The sequence below is a fragment of the Chromobacterium haemolyticum genome, assembly GCF_009936155.1.
Classification (GTDB): Bacteria; Pseudomonadota; Gammaproteobacteria; order Burkholderiales; family Chromobacteriaceae; genus Chromobacterium; species Chromobacterium haemolyticum.
The window spans coordinates 213484-227891 of sequence record NZ_AP019312.1 but is presented as its reverse complement, the minus strand read 5'-3'; the positions used below and the strand labels follow the sequence as shown (position 1 = coordinate 227891).

At 63.8% G+C, this 14408-nt stretch carries 18 protein-coding genes; 12 read left to right on the top strand and 6 right to left on the bottom strand.

Going from position 1 to position 14408, the window contains the following annotated elements; translation table 11 throughout:
• Positions 1 to 34: 34 nt before the first annotated feature.
• The 6 genes from GYH29_RS01005 to GYH29_RS00980 form a co-directional block, all read right to left on the bottom strand.
• Positions 35 to 778, bottom strand: coding sequence for an amino acid ABC transporter ATP-binding protein (locus tag GYH29_RS01005; RefSeq protein WP_408610175.1), 744 nt, complete (start codon positions 776 to 778; stop codon positions 35 to 37).
• On the bottom strand, positions 775 to 1449 hold the full coding sequence (locus GYH29_RS01000) for an ABC transporter permease subunit (protein ID WP_174243629.1): 675 nt from the start codon (positions 1447 to 1449) through the stop codon (positions 775 to 777). The genes GYH29_RS01005 and GYH29_RS01000 overlap by 4 nt, the downstream gene beginning before the upstream one ends.
• Positions 1446 to 2186 (bottom strand): amino acid ABC transporter permease, encoded by a 741-nt coding sequence (locus GYH29_RS00995; protein ID WP_043592404.1) that lies wholly within the window; start codon positions 2184 to 2186, stop codon positions 1446 to 1448. Before GYH29_RS00995 ends, GYH29_RS01000 begins: the two co-directional genes overlap by 4 nt.
• A 162-nt stretch (positions 2187 to 2348) precedes the next feature.
• Complete coding sequence (locus GYH29_RS00990) at positions 2349 to 3254, bottom strand: glutamate/aspartate ABC transporter substrate-binding protein (protein ID WP_019102383.1); 906 nt, start codon at positions 3252 to 3254, stop codon at positions 2349 to 2351.
• Positions 3255 to 3377: 123 nt separating this feature from the next.
• On the bottom strand, positions 3378 to 4175 hold the full coding sequence (gene rsmA / locus GYH29_RS00985; RefSeq protein WP_161523064.1) for a 16S rRNA (adenine(1518)-N(6)/adenine(1519)-N(6))-dimethyltransferase RsmA: 798 nt from the start codon (positions 4173 to 4175) through the stop codon (positions 3378 to 3380).
• A 176-nt stretch (positions 4176 to 4351) separates the two neighbouring features.
• Positions 4352 to 5533, bottom strand: coding sequence for a Bcr/CflA family efflux MFS transporter (locus tag GYH29_RS00980; protein WP_161523063.1), 1182 nt, complete (start codon positions 5531 to 5533; stop codon positions 4352 to 4354).
• 248 nt (positions 5534 to 5781) lie between these two features.
• Here GYH29_RS00980 and GYH29_RS00975 point away from each other — a divergent pair, with 248 nt between their 5' ends.
• The 12 genes from GYH29_RS00975 to GYH29_RS00920 all read left to right on the top strand — a co-directional run bounded on the left by GYH29_RS00975 (position 5782) and on the right by GYH29_RS00920 (position 14391).
• Positions 5782 to 6378 (top strand): Maf family protein, encoded by a 597-nt coding sequence (locus tag GYH29_RS00975; protein WP_043592405.1) that lies wholly within the window; start codon positions 5782 to 5784, stop codon positions 6376 to 6378.
• Positions 6379 to 6395: 17 nt separating this feature from the next.
• Positions 6396 to 7892, top strand: coding sequence for a ribonuclease G (gene rng / locus GYH29_RS00970; RefSeq protein WP_039755437.1), 1497 nt, complete (start codon positions 6396 to 6398; stop codon positions 7890 to 7892).
• A gap of 6 nt (positions 7893 to 7898) precedes the next feature.
• On the top strand, positions 7899 to 8609 hold the full coding sequence (locus tag GYH29_RS00965; RefSeq protein ID WP_161523062.1) for a TIGR02117 family protein: 711 nt from the start codon (positions 7899 to 7901) through the stop codon (positions 8607 to 8609).
• A 33-nt stretch (positions 8610 to 8642) separates the two neighbouring features.
• Positions 8643 to 9425: a serine O-acetyltransferase gene (cysE, locus tag GYH29_RS00960; protein WP_019102377.1), complete on the top strand. Its 783-nt coding sequence runs from the start codon at positions 8643 to 8645 to the stop codon at positions 9423 to 9425.
• The gene (locus tag GYH29_RS00955) at positions 9422 to 10228 is read left to right on the top strand and encodes a DUF3658 domain-containing protein (protein ID WP_043592406.1); all 807 of its coding nucleotides are present in this window, start codon (positions 9422 to 9424) and stop codon (positions 10226 to 10228) included. The genes cysE and GYH29_RS00955 overlap by 4 nt, the downstream gene beginning before the upstream one ends.
• 145 nt (positions 10229 to 10373) lie before the next feature.
• Positions 10374 to 11216, top strand: coding sequence for an isopenicillin N synthase family dioxygenase (locus GYH29_RS00950; RefSeq protein ID WP_019102375.1), 843 nt, complete (start codon positions 10374 to 10376; stop codon positions 11214 to 11216).
• Positions 11217 to 11373: 157 nt separating this feature from the next.
• Positions 11374 to 11604 (top strand): DUF2061 domain-containing protein, encoded by a 231-nt coding sequence (locus tag GYH29_RS00945; protein ID WP_019102374.1) that lies wholly within the window; start codon positions 11374 to 11376, stop codon positions 11602 to 11604.
• 118 nt (positions 11605 to 11722) lie between these two features.
• Positions 11723 to 12250 (top strand): GbsR/MarR family transcriptional regulator, encoded by a 528-nt coding sequence (locus GYH29_RS00940; RefSeq protein WP_161523061.1) that lies wholly within the window; start codon positions 11723 to 11725, stop codon positions 12248 to 12250.
• Positions 12251 to 12351: 101 nt separating this feature from the next.
• Positions 12352 to 12723, top strand: coding sequence for a hypothetical protein (locus GYH29_RS00935; protein WP_019102372.1), 372 nt, complete (start codon positions 12352 to 12354; stop codon positions 12721 to 12723).
• The gene (locus GYH29_RS00930; protein ID WP_043592407.1) at positions 12720 to 13559 is read left to right on the top strand and encodes a complex I NDUFA9 subunit family protein; all 840 of its coding nucleotides are present in this window, start codon (positions 12720 to 12722) and stop codon (positions 13557 to 13559) included. The genes GYH29_RS00935 and GYH29_RS00930 overlap by 4 nt, the downstream gene beginning before the upstream one ends.
• A complete protein-coding gene (locus GYH29_RS00925) occupies positions 13556 to 13924 on the top strand; it encodes a DoxX-like family protein (protein ID WP_043592408.1) in 369 nt (122 codons plus the stop codon). Before GYH29_RS00930 ends, GYH29_RS00925 begins: the two co-directional genes overlap by 4 nt.
• The gene (locus GYH29_RS00920) at positions 13921 to 14391 is read left to right on the top strand and encodes a DUF2269 family protein (RefSeq protein WP_019102370.1); all 471 of its coding nucleotides are present in this window, start codon (positions 13921 to 13923) and stop codon (positions 14389 to 14391) included. The genes GYH29_RS00925 and GYH29_RS00920 overlap by 4 nt, the downstream gene beginning before the upstream one ends.
• The last annotated feature ends 17 nt before the right edge of the window (positions 14392 to 14408 follow it).

Here is a 14408-nt window from a genome sequence, read left to right as displayed (position 1 = left end):
TTTCGCCTTAGCTCGCGAGATCGTAAATAGCTGCTTAGTGCTGCAGGATCTTGGACAGAAAGTGACGGGCGCGCTCGGAACGGCCGTCCAGGTTGCCGAAGAACTCGTCCTTGGCGCAATCCTCGACGATATGCCCCTGGTCCATGAAGATCACGCGATTGGCCACGCGGCGGGCGAAGCCCATCTCGTGGGTCACGCACATCATGGTCATGCCCTCGTGCGCCAGCTCGGTCATCACGTCCAGCACCTCGTTGATCATCTCCGGGTCCAGCGCGCTGGTCGGCTCGTCGAACAGCATCGCGATCGGGTCCATCGCCAGCGCGCGCGCAATCGCCACCCGCTGCTGCTGGCCGCCGGACAGCTGGCTGGGAAACTTGTCGGCGTGCGCTTTCAGGCCGACGCGGTCCAGCAGCTTCAGGCCCTTGTCGCGCGCCTCGTCCTGGCCGCGGCCCAGCACCTTGATCTGGGCGATGGCCAGGTTCTCGGTGATGGACAGGTGCGGGAACAGCTCGAAGTGCTGGAACACCATGCCGACGCGGCTGCGCAGCTTGGGCAGATCGGTCTTGGGATCGCCCACCGAGATGCCGTCGACGATGATCTCGCCCTTCTGGAACGGCTCCAGCGCGTTCACGCACTTGATCAAGGTGGATTTGCCGGAGCCGGACGGCCCGCACACCACCACCACCTCGCCCTTGGCGACCTGGGTGGTGCAATCGGTCAGAACCTGGAACTGTCCGTACCACTTGCTGACTTGCTTCAGGGAAATCATTGCGCTCATACAGCCAACCTTTTTTGCATGCGCTTCACCAGCCGCGAAGCGCCGAAACTGATCACGAAATAGACTGCGCCGGCAAACAGCAGGAACTCATGCGGCAAACCGACGACATCGCCCTTGGAGCGGGCGGTGTTCAGGAAATCCATCAAACCCACAGCGTACACCAGCGAAGTGTCCTGGAACAGAATGATGGACTGCTGCAGCAGCAAGGGCGTCATCTTGCGGAAGGCCTGCGGCAAGATCACCAGCCGCATCACCTGGCCATAGTTCATCCCCAGCGCGTAGGCCGCGCCGGCCTGCCCCTTGGGAATCGCCTGGATGCCCGCGCGGACGATTTCGGAGAAATACGCCGCCTCGAACATCACGAAGGCCACCAGGCAGGAGGTAAACGCGCCCACCGGTTCCAGGCTGCCGGTAATCCAGTTCAACACCATCGGCACCACCAGATAGAACCAGGAGATCACCAGCAGCAAGGGGATGGAACGGAAGTAATTAACATAGAACTTGGCCAGCGGCGACAACACCCGGTGCTCGGAGAGCCGGGCCAGGGCCAGCAAGGTGCCCAACACCACGCCGCCCGCTACCGCCATCACCAGCAGCTTCAGGGTCAACTGCATGCCTTGCCACAAACCCGGCAGCGCCGGAACGATCTGACTGAAATCCAATTCCATCATTTGCCCCCCATCATGCCGGGAATGCGCACGCGCCGCTCGATCCAGGCCATCAGCGTCATCAAGCTCATATTGAGCACGAAATAGATGATGGTGGCCAGGGTGAAGGCCTCAAAGATGTTGGCGGAGAACTCCGCGGTCTGCTTGGTTTGAGCCAGCAGCTCCATCAGGCCGATCAGCGAAGCCACCGAGGAGTTCTTGAAAATATTCAAAAACTCGCTGGTCAGCGGCGGAATGATGATGCGGAAGGCCTGGGGCAACAACACGTGCCGGTAGGCTTGCGGCAAGGTGAAGCCCATCGCCTGCGCCGCGTTGCGCTGACCGCGCGGCAGGGCCTCGATACCGGTGCGCACTTGCTCGCACACCCGCGCGGCGGTGAACAGCCCCAAACACACCACTACCGACAAAAAGGCGGAAGTGGCCGGCGCCAGGTCCTGCTTGAACCAGGTTTGCGCGCCCTCGGGCAGCAGATCCGGGATCAGAAAGTACCAGACGAACAATTGCACCAACAAGGGCACATTGCGGAACAACTCGACGTAGGCGGTGGCGATGCCCGCCACCCACCGGTTCGATACCGTGCGCATCACGCCCAGCACCGAGCCCAAAGCCAGGGCGATCGCCCAGCCGGCCAGCGCCACGGCGATGGTCCAGCCCAGGCCGGAGACGAACCAGTTCAGATAGATCTCGCTACCCACCCCGGTGGACTTGAAAAACACCATCCAGTCCCAGTGGTAATTCATGCTTCACTCCCACAACGCCAGCCCGTCGGGCGCGCTCATGCGCCGCCGGGCCGCGGCCCGGCGCAAGCGCCCGGCCACACACAAAGAAAGCGGGTACGGCCGTGCGCCCCGGCTCCGCGCGCAACGGCGAGGAGGACGGGGCGGCGGCGCGCCAACCGCGACTTACATCTGCTCGGCAGACTTGTCGGTCGGCTTGGCGATCAGCTCCTTGAATTCATCGGACATCGGGAAGTTCAGGTTCAGGCCCTTGGGCGGCACCGGGCTGGTGAACCACTTGGCGTAGATCTTGTTGACCTCGCCGGACTTGAAGGTGTTGCTCAGCGCGGCGTCCACCACCTTCTTGAAGGCGGGGTCTTCCTTGCGCATCATGCAGCCGTAGATCTCGTAGGACTGGGCCTTGCCGGTTACCACCCAGTTGGCCGGGCTCTTGGCCTTGGCCATCTCGCCGTACAACAGCGCGTCGTCCATCATGAAGGCCGCGGCGCGGCCGGACTCCAGCATCAGGAAGGATTCGCCGTGATCCTTGGCCGAGATGATGTTCATGCCCAGCTTCTTGTCGGCGTTCATCGCCTTGATCAGGCGCTCGGAGGTGGTTCCGGCGGTGGTGACCACATTCTTGCCCTTGAGGTCCGGGAAGTCCTTGATGCCCGAGGTCTTGGCGGTCAGCAGACGGGTGCCGATCTCGAAGATGCCCACCGAGAACGCCACTTGCTTCTGACGTTCCACGTTATTGGTGGTGGAGCCGCACTCCAGATCCACGGTGCCGTTCTGCACCAGCGGGATGCGGGTCTGCGAGGTCACCAGATTGTACTTGACCTGCAGGTTGGGCATTTTCAGCTCTTTTTTCACCTGCTCGACCACTTTGTTGGCCAGGTCAACCGAGTAGCCCACCGGCTTCTGATTGTTGTCGTAGTAGGAAAACGGAATGGACGCGTCGCGGTTGCCCAGGACGATCACGCCGGAATCCTTGATCTTCTTCAGGGTGCCGGTCAGTTCGGCGGCCATGGCCGGCGCGGCGCAGAAGGCGCCCAGAGTGGCGGCACAGATCAGGGTGGAGCGAATACGCATGAAGTTTCTCCTTTTTCACTTCCTGTGATAGACAGCCCCCGCCGACAAGGACGGGGACGGACGACTCTTTGTAGTGCGGCGGGCGCTGAACGCCCGCTCGTATTTTTGCTTTACAACGCCCCGTTACGGGCGTTTGGCCTTATGGCCTTTCCCGCTCAGATAATTGGCCAGGCGGACGTAATCCTCCACCGGCAGGTTTTCCGGCCGCAGCCCGGGGTCCAGCTCCAGCGCGGCGAAGCCGTCCGCGTCCAGCAGGCCCTTCAGGTTGTTCTTCAGCGTCTTGCGCCGCTGCGAGAACGCCGTGGTCACCACCTGCTCCAGCAGCGCCTCGTCGACGGCCACGCCGCAACGGCCCGGCGCCGGAATCATCCGCACCACCGCGGAGTCCACCTTCGGCGGCGGCCAGAACGCTTCCGGCGGCACATGCAGGATGTTCTCCATTTCAAAGCGGTACTGCAACATCACCGTCAGCCGGCCGTAGTCGGCGGTGGACGGCTCCGCCACCATGCGTTCGATCACCTCTTTTTGCAACATGAAATGCATGTCGGTGACCTTCTGGCCGTAAGTAGCCAGATGGAATAGCAAGGGCGTGGAAATATTGTAGGGCAGATTGCCGACGATCTTCAGTTTGCCCTCCGCCACCAAGGCGAAGTCGAACACCAGCGCGTCGCCGGCGTGAATGCTCAAACGCTCGGCGGGAAACTCCGTTTGCAAACGGCTGATGATGTCGCGGTCGATCTCCACCACGTGCAAATGCTTGAGCGCGGCCAATAGCGGCTTGGTGATCGCGCCTAGTCCGGGGCCGATCTCGATGACGACATCGTCCGGCTGCGGATTCACCGCATGCACGATGTTGGCGATGACGCTGGCGTCCTGCAGGAAATTCTGGCCGAAGCGCTTGCGCGGAATATGTTTGTTCATGAAATCTGCTAATCAGTACAAAGAACGGAGAAGCGCCGGGCAGCTTGCCGTCGCGCCTCATTGTCGAAGTTAATTCTCAAGTTTTGGCCAATTGTCTGCCGATTGTAGGCTGCCCGACAAGAGCTAAAGCCGGCCATTCGCCACAAATCTCACAATACATGCCAAACACTTGAAAATCAGTGAGGATTTTCCCGAATCGCCGCGGCGGGGCGGGTCAGCCAGCGACACAGGCCGGCCAGCAGCAATACCATTGCGCCCAGCGCCCATTCGCCCGGCAACGGCAAAGCGGCGAGGCCAGCCGACACGCCGGCGGCGAACAGCATCTGGCCGCAGCCCAGCAAGGCGGCGGCGCGGCCGGCCGCCTGGGAAAACGGCGCCATCGCCATGCCGCTGGCCGGCCCCAGCGTCCAGGCGAAACCCACGCTCAGCACGCCTATCGGCAACATATAGTGCCAAGCGCCCGGCTGCCCCGACAGCGCCAGCAGCAAGACGCCAGCCAGCAACATGATGTTGAGGCCGTAACGCAACATCGCCTTCTGGCCGAAGCGGCCGATCAGCTTCAGGCCCAGGAAGCTGGCCGCCATCACCAAGAGGGCGTTGCCGCCGAACAGCAGGCCGAAGGTGGTGGCGTCCACCCCGCCGCGCTCAATCAGCACCGCCGGCGCCAGCGTCACATAGCTGACGATCAAAGCCAGCGCCGCGCAGCAGCAAGCCCCGTAGCGGCGCAGCGCCTGCGTGGACAGCACTTGGCGCATGCTGATCGCCGGCCCTCCGTCGGCGCTGGCGACTACGGGCCGGGTTTCCGGCATCTTCCAGGCCAGCCACGCCGCCGCCAACATCGCGCTGCCCGCCAGCGCCAGGAAGCAGGACTGCCAGCCCCAGCGCGCGGTCAGCCAGCCGCCCAGCAAGGGCGCCATCGCCGGCACTACGTTCAGAGCGGCATTGAGCAGGCTGTAGCGCTGCGCGGCGGCATTGCCGGAAAAACAATCGCGCACTAGGGTGAACGCGCACACCGAGCTGGCGCTGGCGCCCAAGCCCTGCAGCGCGCGCAGCCCCAGGAATCCGCCCAGGCTGTCGCTGCGACTGGCCAGGAAGGCCGCCGCCGCGTACAGCAGCAGGCCGCCCAAGGCCACCGGCTTGCGGCCTATCCGGTCCGCCAGCGGGCCGAACAGCAACTGCCCCAGTCCCAGGCTGAAGATGAACACGCTGAGGCTGATCGCGACATCGGCCTGGAAGTGCCGCTGCATCGCCGGCATCGCCGACAGGTAAAGATCGATCCCCAGAGGATTGAACAGGATCAACAGGATGGCCGCTATGGTGGCGGCGCGGGCAAACGGGGAAACGCTGGAATTCGGCATCGGGGTATGACGGCAGGGGATGGAGAAGCAAGCCGCCATGATACCGGGGAGCGCGCGTCGCCGCAGCAGAACGCCAGAAAAAAACCCGCGTGGGCGCCGCTTCCGCGCCTTTAAAAACAGTAAATTGATGCCACTTAACACGGACAGCGGCGGCCTGAAAAAGCCTGGCGCCTGATGGATTCGATGGTTGCGGCATCACGCGTCTGGTAACCTAGACAGCGACCGAAAGAACAAATGAGCAGACTATCATGACCGCAAATGACACCCGGATTTACCTATCCTCCGGCAGCCCTCGCCGCCGCGAAATTCTGGAACAGTTGGGCATGCACCTGGAGCGCATCCACGCCGATATCGACGAATCGGTGCGGCCCGGCGAATCCGCCGTCGCTTACACAGAACGGCTGGCGCGGTCCAAGGCCGAGGCCGGCTGGCAGGTCGTGGTGTCTTGCGGACTGCCGTCCCGGCCCTTGCTGGCCGCCGACACCACGGTGGCGATGGACGGCGAAATCTTCGGCAAGCCGGAAAACGCCGACGACGCCCGCCGCATGCTGCGGGCCTTCTCCGGCCGCAGCCATCAAGCCATCACCAGCGTGGCGGTGCGCGAAGGCGACAAGGTGCGGCTCAAGACCTCGGTCACCGAGGTGTTCTTCCGTCCGCTCAGCGAGCAGGACATTGAGCGCTACCTGGACAGCGGCGAGCCTTTCGACAAGGCCGGCGCTTACGGCATCCAGGGCAAAGCCAGCGTCTTCGTCGAGCGCATCCACGGCAGCCACAGCGGCGTGATGGGCCTGCCTATCTTCGAAACCGCGGCGCTGCTGAGCGAATTCGGCTTCCAGTTTCCATGAGCGCCCGGGGGACCACCATGCTGCATCAATCGATACCCCTGCCGCGCGATCTGCCGCGCCCCAAGGAACAAATTCTGGTCAACATCACCCCGCAGGAAACCCGAGTCGCGGTGCTGGAAGACGCCGTGGTTCAGGAACTGCATGTGGAGCGCGCAGCCAGCCGCGGCATTGTCGGCAACATCTATCTGGGCCAGGTCAAGCGCGTGCTGCCCGGCATGCAGAGCGCCTTCATTGAAATCGGCCTGGAACGCGCCGCTTTTCTGCATATCGCCGACGTGCTGGAACAGCGCCAGCACCCGACCGAACCCCAGCGCATCGAGAAGATGCTCTTCGAGGGGCAGACCGTGCTGGTGCAGGTGATCAAGGATCCGATTGGCACCAAGGGCGCGCGTCTGTCCACCCAGATCTCGCTGGCCGGACGCTTCCTCGTGCACTTGCCGCAGGAAGAGCACATTGGCGTATCGCAGAAGATAGACAGCGAAAGCGAGCGCCACAATCTGAAATCCAGGCTGGAAAAGCTATTGCCGGCCAACAGCCCTCGCGGCTACATCATCCGCACCAGCGCCGAGACCGCGCGCGACGACGAATTGGCCGCCGACATCGGCTACTTGTCCAAGCTGTGGTCCGACATCCGCCACAAATCCCAGCATCTGCCGGCGCAAAGCCTGCTCTACGAGGACCTGCCGCTGGCGGTGCGCGTGCTGCGCGACATGGTCAGCGGCTTCACCGACCAGGTGGTGGTGGACTCCACGGAAAACTACAGCCGCATGGTGGAGTTCGCCGAGCAATACGTGCAGATCGCCGTGGACAAGATAGAACGCTACAGCGGAGAACGCCCGCTGTTCGAGCTGCATGGCATCGAGGCCGAGATCGACAAGGCGCTGGCGCGCCGCGTCAACCTGAAGTTCGGCGGCTATCTGATCATCGACCAGACCGAGGCGATGACCACCATTGACGTCAACACCGGCGGCTTCGTCGGCAACCGCAATTTCGACGAAACCATCTTCAAGACCAATCTGGAAGCCACCCAGACCATCGCCCGACAGCTGCGGCTGCGCAATCTGGGCGGCATCATCATCGTCGACTTCATCGACATGGACAACGACGAGCACCAATCCGCGGTGCTGGCGGAGCTGGCCAAGGCGATGGCGCGCGACCGTACCCGCGTCACCCTCAACGGCTTTACCAGCCTGGGCCTGGTGGAAATCACCCGCAAGCGCACCCGCGAAAGCCTGGCCCACGTACTGTGCGAGCCCTGCCCCACCTGTCAGGGCCGCGGCGAGATCAAGACCGCGCAAACCGTGTGCTACGAGATCCAGCGCGAGATTGTGCGCGAAGCGCGTCAGTTCGACGCCAAGGGTTACCGCATCTTGGCCGCGCAATCGGTGATCGACATGTTCATCGACGAAGAATCGCAAAGCCTGGCGATGCTGATCGACTTCATCGGCAAGCCGATCTCGCTGTCTGTGGAAGCCACCTACACCCAGGAGCAATTCGACGTCGTCCTGCTGTAAGCCGCCATGTCATTCCGCCCGTTTCGTCTGGCGGCCCGGCTGCCGCGTCTGTTGTCCCGCGCGGCGCTGGGCCTGCTGGCGCTGATTTCTCTCTACCTGCTCGCCGCGCTGACGCTTGGGCTGCTCCCGGTCAACCGTGACTGGCGGCAGAGCGGCGCCGGCATTCCGGTTTTCCTGGACAGCAATGGTGTGCACGCTGGCCTGCTGCTGCCGCGCAGCGGCCCCGGCATGAACTGGGACGAGACCTTTCCCCCAGGGCATCCGCGCGCCGGGCCCAATCTGGACAAACTGCCCTATGTGGGCATAGGCTGGGGCAGCCGCAGCTTTTTCCTGGAAACGCGGGACTGGTTGGACCTCACCCCGGGCAAAGCGCTTTACGCCCTGTCCGGGCTGGACGGCGCCGTACTGCATGTGGAATATCTGCCGATGCCGCGCGAAGGTGCCGCCACCCGGCGCCTGATGCTTGCGCCGGAACAATACCGGCGGCTGGCCGGCTTCATCCAGGCCTCCGTCGCCCGCGACGCAATCGGAAAAGCCCTCTGGATGCGGGGCTATCATTATCATGATCAGGATGCGTTTTATCTGGCCAACGGCCGCTATAGCCCGTTGACCACCTGCAACCAGTGGGTGCGCGACGCGCTGGCGGCCAGCGGCGTGCGCACCGCTTGGTGGTCCCCATTCGACCACGCGCTATTCTGGCAATTGAAAGACCGCTGAGACGATCGCCTCGGCGTAAGGGAGTTTCGCAAAATGAACGAAGAAAACGGCGATCCGCTCTGGTTCGCCATCCGGCAGGAAGCCGAACAAGCCGCGCAAGACGAGCCCATGCTGGCCAGTTTCCTGCACATGACCGTGCTGCGCCACAATACCCTGGAAGACGTGCTGGCCTTTCACCTGTCCAGCAAGCTCGCCAGCCCGGTGATGGACGCCCGCGCGCTGATGGAACTGTTCCGAGAAGCGCTGGACGCCGACCCGGCCATCAGCGCCGCCACGCGCGCCGACATCAGCGCCTGCTTTGACCGCGATCCGGCCTGCGACAACTACTCCACCCCGCTGCTCTATTTCAAAGGCTTCCACGCCATCCAGTGCCAGCGCATCACCCACTGGCTGTGGCGGGAAGAGCGCAAAACCCTGGCGCTGTTCCTGCAAAACCGCATTTCCGAAGTCACCGGAGCCGACATCCACCCGGCCGCCCGCATCGGCCAGGGCGTGATGCTGGACCACGGCACGGGCGTCGTGGTGGGCGAAACCGCCGTCATCGGCGACAACGTCTCGATGCTGCAGGGCGTCACCCTGGGCGGAACCGGCAAGGAACACGGCGACCGCCATCCCAAGATCGCCGACGGCGTGCTGATCGGCGCCAACACCTCCATCCTCGGCAACATCCAGGTGGGCGCCTGCGCCAAGATAGGCGCCGGCAGCGTGGTGCTGGAAGACGTGCCGGCCCACACCACCGTAGTCGGCGTACCCGCCCGCGTGGTGGCCCGCGCATGCGAAGGCACCCCGGCGCTGGATATGGATCAGCGCGTATGAGCGCTGAGCGGGCCCACCTCGCTGTCGGCGACTCCGCCGCCGGCATGCTGAACGCGCTGCGACGCGACGGCCTGCTCAACGGCGACGTCCTACCCTTCATCGAAGATCTGAGCGCCGGCCCGCTTCTGGACGCCGACGCCATCGATCAAGGCCTGCGCATGGCCTGGCACCAACAGCTGCTACAAGCTCAACCCTGGCTGCCGGAATACGAGGACGGCTGGCTGCTCCGCCACCAAGCCAGCCGCAAAGCGCTGCTGCGGCTTCTGGAACAGCCGCGCCCGCTCACCGTCTGGCTGGGCCGCAACGCCGGCGACCACCTGACGCTGGCGCTGCTGGCAGAACAACTGCCGGCGCACTGCCCGCTGTCCGTCATCACCGTGCCGGAGCCGGCATGGCAAGCCGGCGACGAGATGGCGGAATGGAGCCTGGCCATGCTGCCGCTGGACCGGCTGGCCGCCTGCAGGTCGCTGCAACGCCCGCTCAGCGCCGCGGAACGGCAAGCGCTGGCCGCGCAATGGCGCCACTGGCGCGAACGCGGCCAGGGACTACGCCGCTGGCAGGACAACACCATCGTTGAAGCGCCGCTGGAGCATTACGATGCGCTGCTGCTGGAACAGGCCGGCGCGGACCCGCTCGCTATCCAGCGCCTGGTCGGCGCCGCGTTCATCCGCATCCGGGACGCACTGGTTTCATCCGACCTTCTGTTCTGGCGCGTGCAGCAACTGCTGCGCGCAGGTCGGCTCTGCGCCGAAAGCGCGGCAGGAACGACGGGTTCTTCCCCCCGAATCCGCCGCTGCGCCTGAAGCCCAGTTGCTACAGCGCGACATCTGCCCTGAAGGACTACAGCAAGCGCTTGGTGATGCACAGCCGCGCGGGTAAAATCCCAGCCCTTGACGCCTGCCCCGCCATTGAATGGCAGCGTCCTGCAATCCTCAGGAACCCCACCCCATGAATGTCAGAGTTGTCGACTACCACGCGCCGGACGCCGCGGAACAATTCACCCGTTCGCTGCACGAAACCGGCTTCGGCGTGCTGGTCAATCATCCGGTACCCCAGGACCTGGTCGAAAAAATCTATGCGGACTGGCTTGCCTTCTTCAACAGCCAGGCCAAATACGACTACGCCTTCTCCATGGAGCGCCAGGATGGCTGGTTTTCCCCGGAGGTGTCGGAAACCGCCAAGGGCTCAAGCCTGAAAGACATCAAGGAATACTTCCACATCTACCCGTGGGGCCGTGTGCCGCCGGAACTCAAGGCGGATGCCGACCGCTACTACGCCGTCGCCAACCAGTTGGCTCAAGAACTGCTGTCCTGGGTGCAGCAATACACCCCGGCCCACATCGCCGCCAGCTACACCGAACCGCTGTCCCACATGATCGCAGACAGCCAGAAGACCCTGCTGCGCGTGCTGCGCTATCCGCCGCTCACCGGCCGGGAACCCGCCGGCTCGCTGCGCGCCGCCGCCCACGGCGACATCAATCTGCTGACCATCCTGCCCGCCGCCAACGAACCCGGTTTGCAAGTACAGGACAAGCAAGGCGAGTGGCTGGACGTACCCTGTGATTTCGGCACCCTGGTGGTCAATATCGGCGACATGCTGCAAGAAGCCTCCGGCGGCTACTACCCGTCCACCCAGCACCGCGTGGTCAACCCCACCGGCGAAGGCGCGACCAAGAGCCGCATCTCGCTGCCGCTGTTCCTGCACCCGCGGCCGGAAGTCGTGCTGTCCAACCGCTACACCGCGGACAGCTATCTGAACGAGCGCCTACGCGAACTGGGCGTCAAACAGTAAGCCCCTGCCGGCGGAAGCCCCACTCTCCGCCGGCGGATTCCACAATTAAGATCAAACATTCATTAGTGTTACGCTATCGACTTGAGCAAAAGAATCAACTGGCGCACAGAAATGAGAATGACTATCATTTAGTTGATTCTCACCGAGGAGCCTAGCCATGCTCAAGACCATCACCTTCGCCATCTGCCATTTCACTGTCGCCTTTAGCGTGGCCTATCTACTGACCGGCAATATCGGCGTTTCCAGCCTGCTGGCCCTGGTGGAACCGCTGGTCAACACCGTGGCTTATTACTTCCACGAAAAAGTGTGGGACCGCATCCGCGGCCGCAAGGCCCAAGCCGCCGAAACCGGCGCTGCCGGGCACAACGCCCTGTTCCATCAGCACTGACTTCTTCGACGCCGTGCCCGCTCACCGGGCACGGCCCCTTCCCCTCCGCTCCCTTTTTTCATCATGCCAATGAATTTCTGTGTTGACAGAAATTTCGGAAACAAATATTGTTAACCCCATGGAACTGACACCCGTATCTCAACGCTTCGTGCTGCACTGGGGCGAAATGGGCACCCGCTGGGGCGTGAACCGCACCGTTGCTCAAATACACGCGCTGCTGTTCATTACCGGACGCCCGCTGAACGCCGAGGAACTGGCCGACACCCTCAACGTGGCCCGCTCCAACATCAGCAATAGTCTGAAAGAGCTGCAAAACTGGCAACTGATCCGCACCGTGCATGTGCTGGGCGACCGCCGCGACCACTTCGAGACCTCGGGCGATGTCTGGGAACTGTTCCGCATCATCGTGGCGGAGCGGCAACGTCGCGAAATCGAACCCACGCTGCTGGTGCTGAAGGAATGCATGGACAGCCCGCACTTTCAGCAGGAAAGCCCGCTGGCGCAAGAACGCATCCGCAACACCTGGCAGTTCATGGACACGCTGACCTCCTGGACCCGTGAAATGCTGCGACTGTCCACCGCCACCCTGAGCCGGGTATTGAAGATGGGCGCCAGCATCCAGAAGCTGCTGGGCCGGGACAAGTAAACACACGGCGCGGGTTGGATCGGCGCAGCCACAATGCCCGCCCTTTTTTTTGCCACTAAATTTCTGTTTTGACAGAAATTTCAGAAACTAAGGAGAACACCATGAGCGGATTCATCATCAGTATGATCATCATCCCCCTGTTGTGCGGCCTGCTGTGCTGGTGGCTGCTGGCCGGGCCTTTGCGGCAAGTGACCCAAGCGCTTTGCGAGCACGGCGCTGGCGGCCCGTTCTGGCAACGCGCCTTCTTGATCCTGATCCTGGCCGGCCCGCTGCTAGCCGTGCTGCTGTTCGCGCCGGATGTCCCCTCCGCCTCCTTATGGCTGGACATCCGCGGCATCCTGATGTGGGCCTTGCTGGGCGTAGTGGCGCAAATGCTGGTGCTGCTGCGTCTGGTGTGGCGACAAGTGGCGCCGCGTCCCGGCGCCCATCAGGTCCAAACCGCGCCGGCCGCTCCCCTGGAGGCTGCGCAATGAAGATACTGCTCTTGGGTGGCAGCGGCTTCATCGGCCGGCCGCTGCGTCAGCGCCTGGAACGAGACGGCCATCACGTCAGCGCGCCCAGCCGTCGTCAGCTGGACCTGCGCCAGCCGCGCGCCGACTGGCGTCACTGGCTGGAAAACGTCGACGTGGTGGTCAACGCCGCCGGCCAGCTGCTGGACCGCCCGGCCGGCGCGCTGGAAGCCATTCATCACCTGGGGCCGCTGCAGCTGGCCAGCATGGCCTATCAGGCCGATGTCCGCCGCTGGGTGCAATTGTCGGCCCTCGGCGCGGATCCGCAAGCGGACACCCTGTTCCTGGCCGGCAAGGGCCGCGGCGACGCCGCCCTGTTGGCCAGCGGCCTGGAGGCGCGCATCGCGCGCCCCTCGCTGATCTACGGGCCACAAGGCGCCAGCAGCCGTCTGCTGCTGCAACTGGCGCGGCTGCCGCTGTGGCTGCTGCCCGACGGCGGCAGCCAACGGGTGCAGCCGGTCGCGCGCGACGACGTGATCGACGGTCTGGCGAGGCTGGCCGCGGCCGATGAAGCGCCGGAGGGCGTCGTCGATTTCGTCGGCGCCGAAGCGCTGACGCTGGCCGACTATCTGCGCCAGCTGCGCCAACTGCAAGGCCTGCCCTCGCCCGCCTACATACTCAACCTGCCGCCTCAAGCCAGTCGGGCGCTGGCGACGCTGGCCGAACGCTGGCCGGCCAGCCTGATCAGCCGCGATACCCTGGCCATGCTGAACCGCGGCAGCTGCGGCGACCCGGCCGCCCTCGGCGCGCTGCTGCAACGCGCCCCGCTGGCCAGCAGCCAATTCCGGGAAGCGCCATGAACCCGTCCACACGCAATATCGAATACGCGCTGGCGGCGCTGTGGCTGTGGAGCGGCCTACAGCCGCCGCTCAGCGCTTGGGACATATCCATTGTCATGCTGCAGCGCTTGCCTCTACCCACCGGCTGGGCAGCGCCGCTCTTCCTCGCCGCCTGCGGCCTAGACCTCGCCTTCGGTCTGCTGACCCTACTGCACCCCTGCCGCGCCTTGTGGCGGGCCCAGGCCGCCGCGGTCGCCGGCTACAGCCTTACGCTGGCGATCTGGCTGCCGGAAAACTGGCTGCATCCGTTCGCGCCCTTAATGAAAAACCTGCCCATTCTGGCCATGCTGCTTTGGCTTGGCGCTCGCCGGGAGACTTCCGCATGAACGCCTATCTCGTGGTCAAAACCTTGCATATCCTGTCCGCCACCCTGATGGTGGGCACCGGCTTCGGCTCAGCCTTCTACATGTTCTTCGTCAACCGCCGCCGCCAGAGCGCCGCCCAGGCCGAGGTAGCGCGGCTTGTGGTGCGCGCCGACTGGTGGTTCACCACTCCAGCAATGATTTTTCAGCCGCTGTCCGGTCTGTGGCTGGCGCGGCAGGCCGGTTGGCCTCTGGCCAGCGGCTGGCTGCTCGCCTCCATCGGACTGTTCCTGTTCGCCGGCCTGTGCTGGCTGCCGGTGCTGCGGCTGCAAGTCCGCATGGCGGAGATAGCACTCACGGCCGTGGCCGCCGGCCAGCCGCTGCCGGCGCGTTACTGGCGCTACGCCCGCTATTGGGAGTTCCTAGGCTATCCGGCCTTCCTTTCAATGCTAACAACATACTTTCTTATGGTGATAAAACCGGCTGTTTGAGCTGAAAAGCAGATAAA

What these genes read in the sequence shown, in the direction of transcription:
- GYH29_RS01005 (WP_408610175.1), bottom strand. Translation starts at nt 778, where the DNA reads ATGAGCGCAATGATTTCCCTGAAGCAAGTCAGCAAGTGGTACGGACAG.
- GYH29_RS01000 (WP_174243629.1), bottom strand. Translation starts at nt 1,449, where the DNA reads ATGATGGAATTGGATTTCAGTCAGATCGTTCCGGCGCTGCCGGGTTTG.
- GYH29_RS00975 (WP_043592405.1), top strand. Translation starts at nt 5,782, where the DNA reads ATGACCGCAAATGACACCCGGATTTACCTATCCTCCGGCAGCCCTCGC.
- GYH29_RS00925 (WP_043592408.1), top strand. Translation starts at nt 13,556, where the DNA reads ATGAACCCGTCCACACGCAATATCGAATACGCGCTGGCGGCGCTGTGG.
- rsmA (WP_161523064.1), bottom strand. Translation starts at nt 4,175, where the DNA reads ATGAACAAACATATTCCGCGCAAGCGCTTCGGCCAGAATTTCCTGCAG.
- GYH29_RS00955 (WP_043592406.1), top strand. Translation starts at nt 9,422, where the DNA reads ATGAGCGCTGAGCGGGCCCACCTCGCTGTCGGCGACTCCGCCGCCGGC.
- GYH29_RS00940 (WP_161523061.1), top strand. Translation starts at nt 11,723, where the DNA reads ATGGAACTGACACCCGTATCTCAACGCTTCGTGCTGCACTGGGGCGAA.
- GYH29_RS00945 (WP_019102374.1), top strand. Translation starts at nt 11,374, where the DNA reads ATGCTCAAGACCATCACCTTCGCCATCTGCCATTTCACTGTCGCCTTT.
- GYH29_RS00935 (WP_019102372.1), top strand. Translation starts at nt 12,352, where the DNA reads ATGAGCGGATTCATCATCAGTATGATCATCATCCCCCTGTTGTGCGGC.
- GYH29_RS00920 (WP_019102370.1), top strand. Translation starts at nt 13,921, where the DNA reads ATGAACGCCTATCTCGTGGTCAAAACCTTGCATATCCTGTCCGCCACC.
- GYH29_RS00995 (WP_043592404.1), bottom strand. Translation starts at nt 2,186, where the DNA reads ATGAATTACCACTGGGACTGGATGGTGTTTTTCAAGTCCACCGGGGTG.
- GYH29_RS00930 (WP_043592407.1), top strand. Translation starts at nt 12,720, where the DNA reads ATGAAGATACTGCTCTTGGGTGGCAGCGGCTTCATCGGCCGGCCGCTG.
- GYH29_RS00990 (WP_019102383.1), bottom strand. Translation starts at nt 3,254, where the DNA reads ATGCGTATTCGCTCCACCCTGATCTGTGCCGCCACTCTGGGCGCCTTC.
- GYH29_RS00965 (WP_161523062.1), top strand. Translation starts at nt 7,899, where the DNA reads ATGTCATTCCGCCCGTTTCGTCTGGCGGCCCGGCTGCCGCGTCTGTTG.
- rng (WP_039755437.1), top strand. Translation starts at nt 6,396, where the DNA reads ATGCTGCATCAATCGATACCCCTGCCGCGCGATCTGCCGCGCCCCAAG.
- GYH29_RS00950 (WP_019102375.1), top strand. Translation starts at nt 10,374, where the DNA reads ATGAATGTCAGAGTTGTCGACTACCACGCGCCGGACGCCGCGGAACAA.
- GYH29_RS00980 (WP_161523063.1), bottom strand. Translation starts at nt 5,533, where the DNA reads ATGCCGAATTCCAGCGTTTCCCCGTTTGCCCGCGCCGCCACCATAGCG.
- cysE (WP_019102377.1), top strand. Translation starts at nt 8,643, where the DNA reads ATGAACGAAGAAAACGGCGATCCGCTCTGGTTCGCCATCCGGCAGGAA.